Source organism: Furfurilactobacillus milii (assembly GCF_009864005.1).
In the GTDB taxonomy this organism is placed as follows: domain Bacteria; phylum Bacillota; class Bacilli; order Lactobacillales; family Lactobacillaceae; genus Furfurilactobacillus; species Furfurilactobacillus rossiae_B.
On the sequence record NZ_WEZQ01000002.1, the window covers coordinates 179,996 to 194,643 of the forward strand.

A 14,648-nucleotide genomic window follows, 5' to 3' on the forward strand; every position below is an offset into this window, starting at 1 on the left:
AGAGTATGGAGACAGTTGATGAATAGATTATCGAAAGAAATTAATAAAGTAGTGCTAGTCGTTTTTTCATTGTGGACTACTGTTGTTTTATTTGGAATAATTCACAACAACAATTTGTTTTTACCAAATGGCACTTCTGTCACACTTTTCTTACTGTTATTGCTGGTTTTTACCATAATCTCAATAAGTTTGTTTTCCAAGCTGCGCCAAAATGTTATTAGCTTTTTTTCTCATAATCGTTTTGCTGTCTCTTGTTTGCTTGTTGCACTTGTGATTGTTTGGCAAGTTGTTATAGTGGTTAATGCTAGTACGACAGTCGGTTTCGATCCTTTTCATATTTTTTCGTCTTTTTCTTACCCAGATAATCATTACTTTAATTGGTATCCTAATAATTTATTCCTCTTTTTCATGGAAAAGAGTGTATCAGTTAATATAGGCATCAAACCTAGCTGGTGGTGGTTCGCGACAGTATCTACGTTTTTAGTTGATTTTAGTGTCGTTATTAATTGTTTAATTATTTTTATTCACGCTAAATCTAAGGTCTGGACCGCACTATATATTCAATTATTATTTTTGCTTGTTTTTCCAATGATAATAATCCCTTACTCGGATACATTTGTGATGCCTTTTGTGTCGTTAACAGTGCTCGGCTATGTGCTGATGAGTGAAGAGTTATCCAACAAGAAAAAGTTTGTTGGTGCATTTATTGGAGGTCTAGCTGCTGCCTTGGCATATTTACTGAAGCCAACCACGATTATCTTAGTAATTGCCATATTGCTTATTGAATTTAGTCATTTAAACTTTAAATTAAATAATCAAAATTTGAAACGTTTTTTTGTTTCATTGATTGCTACCCTTACATTTGTATGTATTGTTTTGTCGTTTGGGCAATTTACTAAAAATCAGACGACCTTTAAACTTAACAGTCAGCAGGCACAACCCGCACTTCATTTTGTTGCAATGGGTTTGACCGGAGGCGGGGGATATTATGAGCCAGATTTGGACGCCACAGAGAATATGACGGAAAAGTCTGACCGTAATAACTACGCAAAAGAAATGATTAAAATGAGACTTAAGTCATTTGGATTCGGCGGATATTTGAAATTCTTGATATTAAAAAATTATAATAATACCTCTGATGGAACTTTTGGATGGAATAAAGAGGGAGCCTTTATCATTGGCAAAATAGATAAAGGGGAAAAAGGATTTATTCGATCGTTTCTATACCCTGGTGGGCGTCATCTAGGTGACTTTTACTTTTGGGCGCAGGTTGTGTGGCTGGCTTTAGTTAGTGTACTGTTATTTGGGTATGACTATCGTGACAAATTAAGCATTGTTTTAAGACTTTCTATTATTGGACTTTTACTTTACTTATTGATTTTTGAGGGTGGTCGAACAAGGTATCTAATACAGGGGATGCCATTGATGCTCATATTATTCACTTTAGTTTTTTCTTCATCTATGAATCGTTTTAGGATGTTGATCCATTCTCTCAAGTAGATGTTAATAATTGTGGCTTGGTCTACAAATTAATTGTTTTTATAATTTGAACCATCAATCTTATTAATTGAAGATAGTTATTTATCGAAGAGTGCTGATAGGCCGTTTAAGGGGAGTTGAATCTTAGGATTCGGCTCTTTTTCTCTTTAACGATAATTGAAACACATAGAATTTACAGCACATGCAATTTCAATTTGTAGATGGACAGAGAAGAAAAATGCAAAAAAATATGTTCGTTGGAGTAAAATCCAAAGAAGATTGTTTGGTGCGTGATTCAATGCTCATAATTATAGCGTGCTAGCTGAATAGCAGTATCGTGTTGAATTGAAGTTAAATACTGAGGTAAAATATGTATTATGATAGTATTAACTAGATAGTTAACTGGTATATGAGAAAAATTTAACGCCTAGTGATAAAAGATATTGTGATGATATAGCACCAAATACTAGACAGTTGGGTCATGTGCCTTTGATACTATGCTCGTATTTATATTATTTGGAGAGTGTTAACAGTTAAAATCAAAATATTTTTTCAATATTTTTAATGAGATATGTTTTCGCGAACTATGTTGCGAAGGTAAGTTCGAATTTATCATCGGTAAGAACCCTTTAAGGAGCTGAAAAATTGATTATTCATTGGCTGGATCATGGTGTGAAGGATTTACTAGTTTTTTTTGCTACTCTTTTTGTAATAGCTGCCGTTTTTTTTATTCCAACGACTAATGTGTTTGAATTCAATACGCATTGGTTTAGTCCAGCACTGTTACTATTAGCAGTCGTGGCTATGGTTATTTTTTTGAGATATCTTTACGTTCATGTTAAGTGGAATACAAAGTTAGCTGACGCCACCATCTTTTTAGTTATTGTTACTATACAAATAGTAATATCAAGACTTATGTTCGTTGGACTCACTTCTGATGATTTACGAGTTAAGGCGCAGGCATTTTCGCTGGCTGGCGGTAGTCACAGTTGGGACGATTATTTTTACATGTTTCCCAATAATGTTAACGTATCAATTGTTTATAGTTGGTGCATTCGTTTATTTCGGTTTTTTTTTAGTGCGCATGTCGATCGATATGTAACCTTGTTTCTATTTATTTTGGCTGATGCAGCCATATTTTTAGGCTACAGAAGTGTAAAAATGTTAAGCCCGTATAAAAAAACAGGCACTTTATTTCTATTATTGGCAGCGTGTTTCTTACCGTTTTATACATACCCTTTAAATTTCTACACAGATCCGCTTATGTTTTTCTTCCCCGTGCTCAGTTTTTACCTATTTTTGAAGTCAAGAAATTCAACTACTAGAGTTAAGCGGGTGCTTTTCTTTTTAGGGACAATTGTAGCTTTGTGTGTTGGTTATTTTATAAAATCCAACGTTGTTGTCATTATTTTCGCTCTTGTGCTGGCTTTGACGTTTGGATACTTTGACTCTAAAAAAGCTTCAAAAGTATGGCCTAAACTATTTATCCGTCTAGGTATTGTTGTCGTTATGTTTATAGGTGTTTTAGGTGTTAGTTCGTTTGTACAAAAAGCCAATAACTTTGAGAATATTCCTCAAAAAGAAATACCTTCTACTGCGTGGATATATATGTCCTTAAACCCAGAAACTGATGGGCAAACAAATGGTGATTTGTATCAATTTCAAAATATTAAATCAATGGCAGAACGTAAGGTTCAAATTAGACGGGCGATAAAAAAAAGGGTTAAAATGCTTGGACCGGCCGGTTTAATAAACCATTTTTGGCGAAAACTAACATATATGTTTAGCAGAGGAGTAATGGACAGCGATGAACCAGGGTTACAAGGCTTTTCACATAACATAATTTTTAAGAGAATTCAGCATGTTATGTTTTGGTTGGCTAATTTTACACAGGTTGTCTATGTGTTGACACTAGTTGGTTTCCTTGCATTTGCCATATATTTAAGAAGTAGTCGCGTTTTAAAGGGACATACGGCATTTGCAACTTTAAGTATTTTAGGCATTATGAGCTTTCATGTTCTTTTTTGGGAGTCGGAGGCTCGGTATGCATTTATCATTTTAATGTTTTTAATTATGTTGGGATCAATTGGCCTATCAGCACTTTTTGAGGATAAACAAATTAATCGTAATTCATTCATAAATAAAAAAGGAATTAAGGAAGTCGAAGCAATTGGTGTCATTGCTTTGGCACTTGTTGCATTTGCTACTACGGAACCACTAACGAAAGTAGAAATCAATCAAGAAATGCCGGTTGCACAGCAAACTGGCTTGACTTACGCGCTTAGAAAGCCATTTATTATTCATGCTGGGAGGGTTGCACAGCAGACTTTTTCTGCTAATGGCAAGTTTTCCAAAGTTTATTTAAATTCCGAATTATTTAAAACAAATAAGTTGCGAGTTTCTATTTTTGATAGATCTAGAAAAAAAATTACTGATATGAAAGTATTGCCATCCAATGACACAAAAACAATTGTTGAGATTAAGGGTCATCCCGGTGTATACGACATACAAATCAAGAATCTGACTAATACTTCGATTGATTTATGGGGTGTTAATTATAGTCCGTATTATGCTTTGACTCCCGAAGGCCTTAAAAATGGAAGTCAAGAAGGTTATTATTTAGCATTTAAAGCTTTTTCAGAAAGAAAACAGTTATTGTTGTCCACACGATTGTTGAGCTTTATAACTTTTTTGTGCTTAGCAATTATTTTGTCTAGTATCTACTTTTCAAATTTGAAAATTGAAACGAAGTAGAAAATTTAGGTCAAACTAATTCATTAAAACGTTTGAAGATTCCCGTTAGCCACAAAAGATGAATTTGAAATGTTAATTCTATATAGTAAATAAATTGCGAACTACCTGCCGAAATCGTGACAAATGATCCGCAATTTTTGGAGTTGATGTACATATTGTCTATCAGCTCCTTTTTCTATACCATTTATTTTGAACACAAAAATAGGCATCGATACCTTTCCCTATCTACCGGTAATTCTGTGCGAAATGCATTGAAAATTTAAGATCTCAGTATTGTTTTCCGTGAAGTTTACCGTTTTAAAAATCTCAATGCCCACGAATCTTTAGTTTATTATGGTTTTTTGACAAGTTGGTCAAACCACTGTAAAAACTATGGCTTGCCAGATCAGTTAGTTAAATATGGATTTAACGCGAAACGGATCAATTTGCCTGCCAGGGGTCCATACTCACTTAGCTGATTCTAAAACGCATTATTGATGCAAAAGTAGCAGTACGCACATCGGTGCCGACAGCTGAATCTCCAGAACATATCGCCTTGGATGAGTTTAGAGCAACCGGTTCAATGAGCTTTTTCATTTGGGAGTAATACACACGCCAAATTATTGGCGGAATCCTCACAATCCTCACATCAGCTTATTTACGCTAACAGTTCGAACACTTTCCATTAATGGGCTCGTGTCCATTAAGACGGTCCCTCTCTACTTGAACACGGCTACGTTAACGTTGTCAAATCGGTCTTTCCGAAGGTCAGAATCGTTGTAGATCATTTCAATTGCTTAAATGCTTGATTGCGCTGTTAACCAGCAACGAATTCGTGTCATGAATATCGGAGGACTCGAAGAAATATACGTTTGAAGCGTGAGTGGCAACAGTTCTTACGACCATTCGCAAAATTAAAAGTTAAACAGAAGCAATCTCATAAAAGTGTTGGCCATTATGAGATCGACTTGAATCTGAACACCGAATGCCGCCCACTCGATGAAGGCTTTCAAACTCCGATGTGCATCAAAATTCTAGAAGGATTTAAAAAAGAGTGGCACAGATTCATTTGAGACACGGTTGATGTTAGCGACCATTAGACATTAGTTTGGAATACAACCGCTCCTTCGGAAATACCGTCAAGCAGTTCTGAACGCCGTTACATCAGGTTACTTCAACGGTTATTTAGAAGGTTTTATTAGTCATATCAAAAAGATTAAGAATATGGCTTACAGTTAATCATAATTGATATAACTTCATGAACCGCATCAGAATTCGTTTCACTTGGTTCCAAAGTATTGAAAAAGAGTTAAAGAAAAAAGTACCTAGACCAATGACGGCCTAGATACTATGAAAATCATCTATCAACTTCGTTTGACGATAAGCCCGATTTTTGTTATTTTTTGATGTTTACGTTCTTGTTGTGATTAAGATAAAAGAGCTTTCCGGAACCATGTAAACATTGAACTTGCCGACAACAAAATACAATAGTTGAAAGTGAAATTGCAACAGATACAATCGAAAATAATCTGACCAAAATTGTACTGTAACCTATTACATGCAATAGATAAGTATAAATATATGCCATATTCAGAAAAATAATGCAGTCAAGAGAAATCCAAATATGACCGAAGGCCTTTTTCAAGTTTGGAGAATTCGAATATAACAAAGCCAATAGTACAAAAGGTAAAACGGTCATTTCGTATCTTTCGTGTTGACTCATTGAAAAGGTAAAGATAGCAAGTGTATATATTAGACCGCCAATGAACAAATTCTGTTTGTTTAATAATATCAAAACTAAAGCAATAATTAGTATTGATAAGAGTATTAAATAATTCAGCCAAGAAAAGAGTAGCATCCCGAAGATGTCCTTATGAATTGATGTTACACGTTCTAGTTTACGTGGATCAATAGCTCCCCAGAAGTTAAAAGCGCCTGCATTCAGTACGGGGTAGGAAGATGAACCTTTTAAATATATTTGAAAGGGTAAAAGTAAATTGCGATTTACAAATGCAAATGGTGCCCATACTGTAGTAAAGACTATGCAGCCAGTTAACAATCCCTGTAGCCATTGGTTATTCTTGAAATATCTTATTGCGTAAACTACAAAAATAGGAACGAAATATACGGCTTGAAGCTTTGTTACTATGCCCAAGACGAGAAAAAAAGAGGCGACATTGATTCGTTCATTAACCAGGAAGTAGAATGCAAAAAACATTTCAGCTATAAGGATGACGTCGACTTGTCCCCAAACGATGGCGTTAAAAAAAATACTAAGAGATGTTAGTAAGTATGTGAAAATAGTAGAAAATGCTTTTGCATCTGCTAATGAATCTCTAGACCTAGTTATGAAAAAACGGGTAAAAAAGGTTAGGACGATAATTGCAGGCATTTTAAGCAAACCATTCTGTAGAAAATAAATGGTAGCCGCAGGTAGAGAAAAAAAGTGATTTAACAATTTGATTAAAGCACCTATAATTCCAAAAATTAAAGGTAAAAGTGGCGGATAATCAACCTTTGGAGAAATCGATCCTGAATAAATATTTAACTTATTATTAGCAATTTGAGTGGCCCATGGAATATTGAATGAAGGAATATCAATCTGACTATAAATATAAAATCCTGAAATTGTCAAAATCAAAAACATGAGTAATACCACGTGATTTTGTGTTCGTTTATTGTCAATTATCATATGTTCTATTACTCCCATTTTGTTTTATGTGATTCATATTAAATATTGCAGTGTACCCAGGTTTGCTAACTGAAAAAATGTGTAATACAAATAAATGTATTGATGCAAAAGATCTTTAGAAAACGTGAGCTTTATTGTCTAAATGTAAGCAATCTATAAGTATCATAATAATTTGTTGTGACAGGGGATTATTGATTGGTTTATTGAAGTCATAGGGAAAATAGACAACGTAATACCGTGCAAATATAAAAGCACTATTATCAATGCAATTTGTGGGATTTTTCCCTTAAAATGACCGTTTTTAAATTGTCATAGAGCTAAGAAGCAATGTCAGTTTAACGGAATTTTCAATATTAGCAAGATACTAAATCCGATGCTTGATACATTTTCAATCGTAATTATTACATTATAATTCATATTACACAACAAGTGAAATCATTGTTAAATGTCTTCATCCATATGAGTTAGCTTGATTAGAGCACAAGTGAAATGTGTAATTTGATAGTATTTAATGTGTAAATTGTGAAGTAAAAAGAGAAACGAAAAAATGTAAAATTTCATTTTTAAAAATTAAATAGTTGACCAAAATAATTATGAGCATTACAATTAATTCTGCTTTTAAGCAATGGTGTTTATCTGGCCGGATATTTTTACACGCTTTTAATACTGAGTATAAAATAGAAGTAAATAATATGATTAATGAAATTAAAATTCCACAAATGACATTAACGGGTGATACATCAGGTATGAGCCATGACGTGTCAAAAGTATTAGCCTTTACTTTTGAATTAAATGGTCGAACAATCGAAGGCTATGCAAAAACAAAATGGCAGGGTGATAGTTCCACCGGTCTTGTTAAAAAGAATTACAAGTTTAAGGCTTACACTGATGTGGACTGCAAACAAAAATTATCTTTTAAAGTGCGACCTGATTGGGCTTCAAATAATACGTTTAACTTGAAAGCAAACTTTATTGACGTGACACACGCACGAAACATTGTTAATGCAAAGCTGTTCTCAGAAATGGCTGCTACTCGACCTAACGTAAATGCTGAACTGGTTAGTGCGACGAACTTTTCCGAGATTCAGGGATTTCCGATCAAACTAAAAGTTAACGACAAAGATGTAGGCGTATATACATTTAATACTGGCAAGGATGATGTTCTTTTCAATATGAACAAAGGATCGAACCTTCAAGGCGCAGTTGAGGCAGCTCAATGGGCAGATGAAACGCGTTTTTTAAAAGACGAAGCTAAGTTTGACGGATCAGATTTCACAGTTGAATTTCCAGACGAAATTACGTCTACTTTAAAAGATAGTTTTGACAAATTGATGAAATGGGCTCATCAAAGCAACATTTATGACATTCAGAATCAACAGGAAAATTATATTGATGTTGATTCAGTTATTGATTTCGGTCTTTTTTCAAATGTCATTCAAGACACCGACATGAACGTCAAAAATGCCATGTACGTCACCTATGATGCTAAAAAATGGATGATGGTCCCTTATGACCTTGATACAAGTTGGCAACTACAGTGGGACGGGAAGTCCCTGCAAAATATCAATCAAAATTTATTTGACTTTCAAAGCAATCGCTTATTACAAATGATCTTTGCGGCCAACCCTGAAAAGGTATTGGAGCGCTATCATTTTCTTCGTCAAACCACGTTAAGAGAGGATCATATTATTGAGCTTTTCCGGCACTTTATGTTTAGCGTCGGTGAAGAAAACTATGAGACTGATTTAAAATTATGGCCTTCGATTCCAAGTGCTGCATTGACGGACTTTACTCAATTGCAATCGGCTATTTACCATCGCTTAAAGGTTGTGGATCAGCAAGTTGAAGAGAAGTTTGTCGGCGGAGAAGTTGGGGCTATTCCAAACTATGTCAAGAATTCCGATTTTATGTATGATACGAGCGATTGGGATGTGTTTGGTAGTTTTCATCGAACACTTTGGCCTTCTTCTATCGGACATGGCAGTGCTGGTGCAAGTTATGATGATCAATCGTTAACCGAGGTTACATGGCCATCTATACAAAGTAAGCCAATATGGTTAACTACCGCCGCACCAAATAATCCTGAAATTTCCTTTGCGGGCAATATTTATATTTACTCTGGTGAAAAGCTCGTGCCTGGTCGAGACTCATTTAATGTATCTGTACGGTTCTTAGATACTAATTTAAAGGAAATTGGTTACTCCGCAGTTTGGGCGGATATAAATGTATTAGATCAGTTGCAAAGATTAAAGGCTGAACATGTTTCAATTCCTGAAGGAACGGCCTACGTAAGGTTCGCATATTTTGCTGGATGTGATGGTCATGCAATTATGACACAACCACAGATTAATTTTTCGCCAACATTGGGTAAGTACACCAGTAATTAGCTTTTAGCATGACCAAACAGGAGGTTTTTAAAATGAAACACACAATTAAGTATCTCGGGCAGGTTTTGATTGTCGCTTCTACATTAACAATTGGATTAGTTGCTTCACCGCAATTGAAAAATGGCGTAATTCTTCAATTAATGACCACAGTGGTGCATGCTGATGCCAGTCGTGGGTGGGTGACTCGTAATGGACAACGATTCTACTATGATGATAATGGAAACCTGTTAAAGGGATGGCAATATGCAGATGGTGCATCACGAATGTTTGACGAAAATGATGGACATCTAATTCAAAATACTTGTTATTATTTTTCAGGTAGTTGGTACCGTTTTGATAATGAAGGCCGTCGAATGGATAATGTTTATATTCAGGGATTTCCAGATCATCCTTGGAAGTATATGTTTGGCCCTGATGGCCGCCAAATCACGAATCAGTTTTACAACTGGGCCGGTAATACGTTCTATTTTGACAAAGGGGGCAATCGTTCTGATGGTTGGTTTACAGTTGATGGGCGAAAATATTATGGAAATAACGACTATGGCATTGAAAAAGGATGGCAGTATGTTGATGGTGCCTGGCGAATGTTTGATGAAAATGACGGTCATTTAATTCAAAATACGACTTACAAATTTTCGGGCAGTTGGTATCATTTTGATGATCAGGGTCGACGCATGGACAATGTATATGTTCAAGGCTTTCCAGACCAGCCATGGTGGTACATGTTTGGCCCCGATGGTAAGATCGTCACAGGCCTATATCAATGGATGGGTTCTTGGTATTATTTCAATCCCAATGGGTACACTAAGGAAACTAACACAGATGAAGTAATTAATGGTCAAACTTGGCATTTTGATAATGATGGTAAGGGCAGTATTGTTGGTGCTGCTGTCCCCAATAATGCAAGTCAGGCCGGCATTAACGGATTTAACAATGGGGGATGGAGTTATCCCGCCGGTCAATGCACTGGATTTGTTGCGGGGATATTGGCAGCACAAGGCATTCCCGCCAATAAGTTTGAATGGCTAGGAAACGGTGAGGATTGGGCTAGCAACGCTGCTAAACGCGGTATTCGAGTGGATCGTACTCCAGTCGCCGGTGCGGTCGTTTCATTCAATGGTGTTCCGCCAACTTATACACCAGGATTTGGACATGTTGCATTTATTACTCGCGTTAACAGTAATGGTTCCTTTCATATTATAGAAGGGAATTTCAGTGGAATGGCCTTTCATGAACGTGATGTTTGGATGGATAACGCGGTTGCAGAAATCATTCACTTTTAGTCTTACTTATATGCGCGACCGTTAACTTGATTTGCTTGTAATGACAATTAAAAATAGCTTCCGGACTAACCTTGAGGGTTAAGCCGGAAGCTATTTCATTTACATCTTTTCTAATCTTGCAATCCGTTCGTCAATTGGTGGGTGTGTATCAAACAGATGGGCAAATGAGCGTTTATTTTTAAATGGATCGGAAATGTATAGTGATGCACTACTTGGATCCGCCGCCTGCATTGGCTCGCCACCAGAAATCTTCTGTAATGCGGAGATAAGCCCTTGAGGGTTCCTGGTGAGTTCAACACTACCGGCGTCGGCTAAATACTCACGATTACGTGATAAAGCCATCTGAGCAATGGAAGCGGCAAGGGGGCCAAGCACGACTAACAGAATAGATACAATGAACATGATGATTTGCAGGTAACCACCACCGTTATCATCGTCATCACGGTCTCGCCGTCCACCGCCCCACCAAAACGAGTTCATACCAATATTTACTAATAAGCTAATAGCAGCTGACAAGGCAAGGGCGATAGTTTGTAGGCGAATGTCATAGTTGCGAACGTGCGACATTTCATGGCCGATCACGCCTTCAAGTTCTTCACGATTCAGCATTTCAAGTATGCCACTGGTTGCGGCAACTGCGGCGTGCTGTGGATTGTTACCTGTGGCGAAAGCGTTGGGACTAGGATCATCGATAATGAACACTCGCGGCATTGGGACGCGAGCCACTAATGCCATGTCTTCAACAATATGCCAGAGCTCGGGGGCTTGGTCAGCACTGGTGATTTCATGACCATGATTCATGCCCATCACAACATTTGTTGAATTACCAATCATGATAGCTGAATAGACAACTGCGATGACTAAAGCCATTAATAAGCCAGTAACGCTACTATTAAAGAACACATAGCCGATTGCCGCTCCAATTGCGAGAACGAGTAATACAAAGCCAATTAGCACGTAAACGGTTCGGCGTTTGTTTTGTCGAATTTGTTCGTAGAGCAATTCTGCGTCTCCTTAGTTTTAGTTATCAAAAGATACTTTTGGAGCTGATTTTTCTTCTTCAGGAACCTGTAGATAGTCGGCAGGTGTGAAGTGATGTAAATTAGCGACCATGTTGCTAGGAAATGTTTGAAGTTTCATGTTCAAACTAGCGGCACTTGAATTGTACAGTTGGCGTGAGTAAGCAATTTTGTTTTCTGTATTGCTTAGTTCTTCCATTAACTTGCTGTATTCTTCGTTAGCTTTAAGGTCTGGATATGCTTCGGAAACAGCCAAAATGCTTTTAAGGGTATCACTCAGCTGGTTAGAAACCTCCATAGCCTTTTGATGGTCATCAGAGGGAACACCCATTAATTGACTACGCAGACTGGTTACTTTTTCTAGCGTGGACTGTTCATAATGACCGTATCCCTTAACAGTTTCCACCAGGTTAGGAATCAGATCGTTTCGACGTTTAAGTTGAACGTCAATCTGGCTCCAAGATTCCTGAGTGTAAGTTCGAGCACGAACCAGTCCGTTATATAAGCTGGCGTAAATGATGCCGAGAACAACTAAAATAACGATGATGACGATAATTGCAATCATGTGTAAACTCCTTTTCTGTTGCAAGTTTGTTAGTGCCATTTTATCAAACGTTAGGATGGGAAAACCAATTATTAAGCTTGTTTAAGCTATTCTTAGCTGTGTGAACAATTCGAGAGCACTTCTTGAGCAAAATTAGATAAAAAATGTGGCACTGAAAACTGATCGACAAAGTCGTTGGCATTTATATTAGCAGGATCCGCATACTCCAAATATTCCGGTATTAACAATTCCACGGCCTTCTTATTTGCTTCCATTTCTATTTTTGAATGATTCGCAGCTGATGAAAAATATAGAATTCTGTCCGAGTTGTCACTAATTAGTACATGCGCAATTTCATGTGCAAGCTGAAATGGAATTTGGTTAGCGTTATGCCAATTCGGATTCATGACGATTTTTCTTGTCTGCGTATCACAGGCGGGTGTAGTGAATTCATGTAATTGGTTTAACCAGAAAATTTTAATCTGGTTATCCGCTGCTAAGCGATTTAAATATTCTAATACAGTTTGATTAGACATTGTCTTAGCCTCGCAAAATTCGCTTAATAAGCTCAAGGTCTTCTTTGGGGATTTCTTTACCTTCATAGGTCATAATTACTTGCTGATCTGCTATCTGTGCTTTTAAATCGACGGTTTGCTTTTCTTCAGCAGATTCTTTTTCGCCAGTCAAATCGCTCTTTTTAACATGTAAAGCATCAGCTATTGCTGTAATGGAAGCAGGGGATGGGTTGGCTCCTTGTAAACGCCAGCGGTAAATAATGTTTTTACTGAGACCTGCTTTGAGTGCAACTTCCTGCAAACTCATTGCGCGAAGCTTGGCAAATTTGGCGATATTATCGGTAAGCTGTGTCATGTTCAAAAATCCTACCCTTTATTGTGAATTTATTACACTCAGTATAATACAAAGATGGCTGAAAAGCTTTTATTAGTCTGGTTAATATGGTTGGTAGTTATAAATTCTAATTTCGTGAGCCAACGCAGATACTTTGAGCATTTTTATATTGAATATAATAATTGAAATGTTTTGAACGACTTCAACTTAACATCGACTAGTGCATAAGTAATTAAATTTGCTTGAAGTTAGTTTCCGTTTTTGCCTTTATAACGGCATTCATGTATGATATTGACATATAGAAACGGAGGAATTTTTATCATAACGATTCGTGAAGCACAAAAGGATGATGCTGGCCAGATAGCCCCCCTCATCAATATTATTTTCAAAGAAATGGAACTGGAAGAATTAGAAGACGTTCCTGACCCTGCCGTCCTGAAGGCCATCACCGCTGCGTACCAGAGTGAAGCATATCTATCTGGTGCCGCAACAACGGTGGTGGCCGAGGCCAACGGTCAAGTAGTAGGGGTAGCATTTGGTTATCCCGATGAAAATGAGCAAAAAGTGGATCAAGTATTGGAAGACGCAACAAGCTTTAGTGATGTCTTCGCAGATGATCCATTTGGTTCTGATTACGAAGCATTTAAGAACGAATGGTACTTGGATTCGATTGTAGTTGATCCTAAATATCAGGGAATGGGAATTGGCGGAAAATTGCTTGAAGCAATTCCTGAAGAAGCAGCGGAAGATGATAAGTCAGTTGTTGGACTGAATGTTGACTTTGAAAACCCTGGTGCAAAAGCACTTTATGACCGACATGGCTTTAAGACAGTTGGGATTATGAAAATTGGGGATCACTGGTATTTCCATATGCAACGGTTAATTGGTCATCCTGCTCAAGTACAAGCATAGGTGTCTATATTACTTGCATAGCATGAAAAGTGAGTGTTGCGTTGAAGTGCACTGGTGCTTTCATTAGTGTTTTTGAGACGTGTTGAACGCAAAAATAAGAGTTTGGAATATAATTCAAAATAAATTGGCTGGGGGAGAGCAATAGTTGTTTTCCTCTAGTCAATTTTTCGTTGGAATGCTTTTCTCGAATTTTTGGAATTAAATAGCATTTTTGAGGTCCAACCGGTTTTTTAGTGTAATTTTTAAAGTGCAGTCGGTGATACTGCCTTGGTGTTTGCGGTAAAATTTTACGTACAGCCAGATGGAACTTGATAAAAATTGAATTTACCTTCCTGATCATATTGGTCTTGAATCTTAGTAGGTTTGCCAATGTTGCTTCTTTCTTTTTATTCATTTTGTTAAAATCGAAGATCTTTAAGAACAGTATTAGTGTGCAAGAATTTGTCGAGTATAAAAGGAAAATTAATGCTGAATCTGCAATTTGTGGATTGTAACGAGTCCATTAGTCGTATCATGCATCGAAAGCGTCCTTCATCCGCATAAACGTAGTATCGTGATCTGTTTTTGAGTAAGTATATGATTAAATATGCCATAGAGTGTGAATCGATTTTATATGAAGCGACTGTAAAGAAGATCAGAATATGTTAAGTGGGTAGATTGTAAAATTAATCCGAACGCTGTTCGGACAAAAAAGATCAGCTTCCTTTAAAATGGTGTTTACCACAAACCCATTTTTTAGGAGCTGATCTT

At 36.8% G+C, this 14,648-nt stretch carries 11 protein-coding genes; 6 read left to right on the forward strand and 5 right to left on the reverse strand.

Annotated features, from left to right (window positions below; genetic code table 11):
* Window positions 1–18: 18 nt before the first annotated feature.
* The 3 genes from GB993_RS02450 (at window position 19) to GB993_RS13235 (ending at window position 5,451) form a co-directional block, all read left to right on the forward strand.
* Entirely contained in the window at window positions 19–1,500 is a 1,482-nt protein-coding gene (locus tag GB993_RS02450; protein WP_161002956.1) for a glycosyltransferase family protein, read from the forward strand.
* Window positions 1,501–2,124: 624 nt separating this feature from the next.
* On the forward strand, window positions 2,125–4,233 hold the full coding sequence (locus GB993_RS02455) for a hypothetical protein (RefSeq protein WP_161002957.1): 2,109 nt from the start codon (window positions 2,125–2,127) through the stop codon (window positions 4,231–4,233).
* A 1,092-nt stretch (window positions 4,234–5,325) separates the two neighbouring features.
* On the forward strand, window positions 5,326–5,451 hold the full coding sequence (locus GB993_RS13235; protein WP_161002969.1) for a transposase: 126 nt from the start codon (window positions 5,326–5,328) through the stop codon (window positions 5,449–5,451).
* Between the two features lie 157 nt (window positions 5,452–5,608).
* On the opposite strand, the gene GB993_RS02465 is transcribed toward GB993_RS13235, so the two are convergent.
* Window positions 5,609–6,904, reverse strand: coding sequence for a hypothetical protein (locus GB993_RS02465; RefSeq protein WP_161002958.1), 1,296 nt, complete (start codon window positions 6,902–6,904; stop codon window positions 5,609–5,611).
* A 692-nt stretch (window positions 6,905–7,596) separates the two neighbouring features.
* Here GB993_RS02465 and GB993_RS02470 point away from each other — a divergent pair.
* Together GB993_RS02470 and GB993_RS02475 are read left to right on the forward strand one after the other, a co-directional pair.
* Window positions 7,597–9,291 (forward strand): CotH kinase family protein, encoded by a 1,695-nt coding sequence (locus GB993_RS02470; RefSeq protein ID WP_161002959.1) that lies wholly within the window; start codon window positions 7,597–7,599, stop codon window positions 9,289–9,291.
* A gap of 32 nt (window positions 9,292–9,323) precedes the next feature.
* Complete coding sequence (locus tag GB993_RS02475; protein WP_161002960.1) at window positions 9,324–10,574, forward strand: CHAP domain-containing protein; 1,251 nt, start codon at window positions 9,324–9,326, stop codon at window positions 10,572–10,574.
* Window positions 10,575–10,673: 99 nt separating this feature from the next.
* On the opposite strand, the gene htpX is transcribed toward GB993_RS02475, so the two are convergent.
* From htpX to GB993_RS02495, 4 genes are all read right to left on the reverse strand, one after another.
* Window positions 10,674–11,576 carry a zinc metalloprotease HtpX gene (gene htpX, locus GB993_RS02480; protein ID WP_161002961.1) on the reverse strand — a complete coding sequence of 301 codons (903 nt, stop codon included), beginning with the start codon at window positions 11,574–11,576 and terminating at the stop codon, window positions 10,674–10,676.
* An 18-nt stretch (window positions 11,577–11,594) separates the two neighbouring features.
* Window positions 11,595–12,158, reverse strand: coding sequence for a LemA family protein (locus GB993_RS02485; RefSeq protein WP_162854013.1), 564 nt, complete (start codon window positions 12,156–12,158; stop codon window positions 11,595–11,597).
* Window positions 12,159–12,250: 92 nt separating this feature from the next.
* Entirely contained in the window at window positions 12,251–12,673 is a 423-nt protein-coding gene (locus GB993_RS02490; RefSeq protein WP_161002962.1) for an ImmA/IrrE family metallo-endopeptidase, read from the reverse strand.
* 4 nt (window positions 12,674–12,677) lie between these two features.
* Window positions 12,678–13,007: a helix-turn-helix domain-containing protein gene (locus tag GB993_RS02495; RefSeq protein ID WP_161002963.1), complete on the reverse strand. Its 330-nt coding sequence runs from the start codon at window positions 13,005–13,007 to the stop codon at window positions 12,678–12,680.
* A 297-nt stretch (window positions 13,008–13,304) separates the two neighbouring features.
* Here GB993_RS02495 and GB993_RS02500 point away from each other — a divergent pair, with 297 nt between their 5' ends.
* Complete coding sequence (locus GB993_RS02500) at window positions 13,305–13,898, forward strand: GNAT family N-acetyltransferase (RefSeq protein WP_161002971.1); 594 nt, start codon at window positions 13,305–13,307, stop codon at window positions 13,896–13,898.
* Window positions 13,899–14,648: the final 750 nt, after the last annotated feature.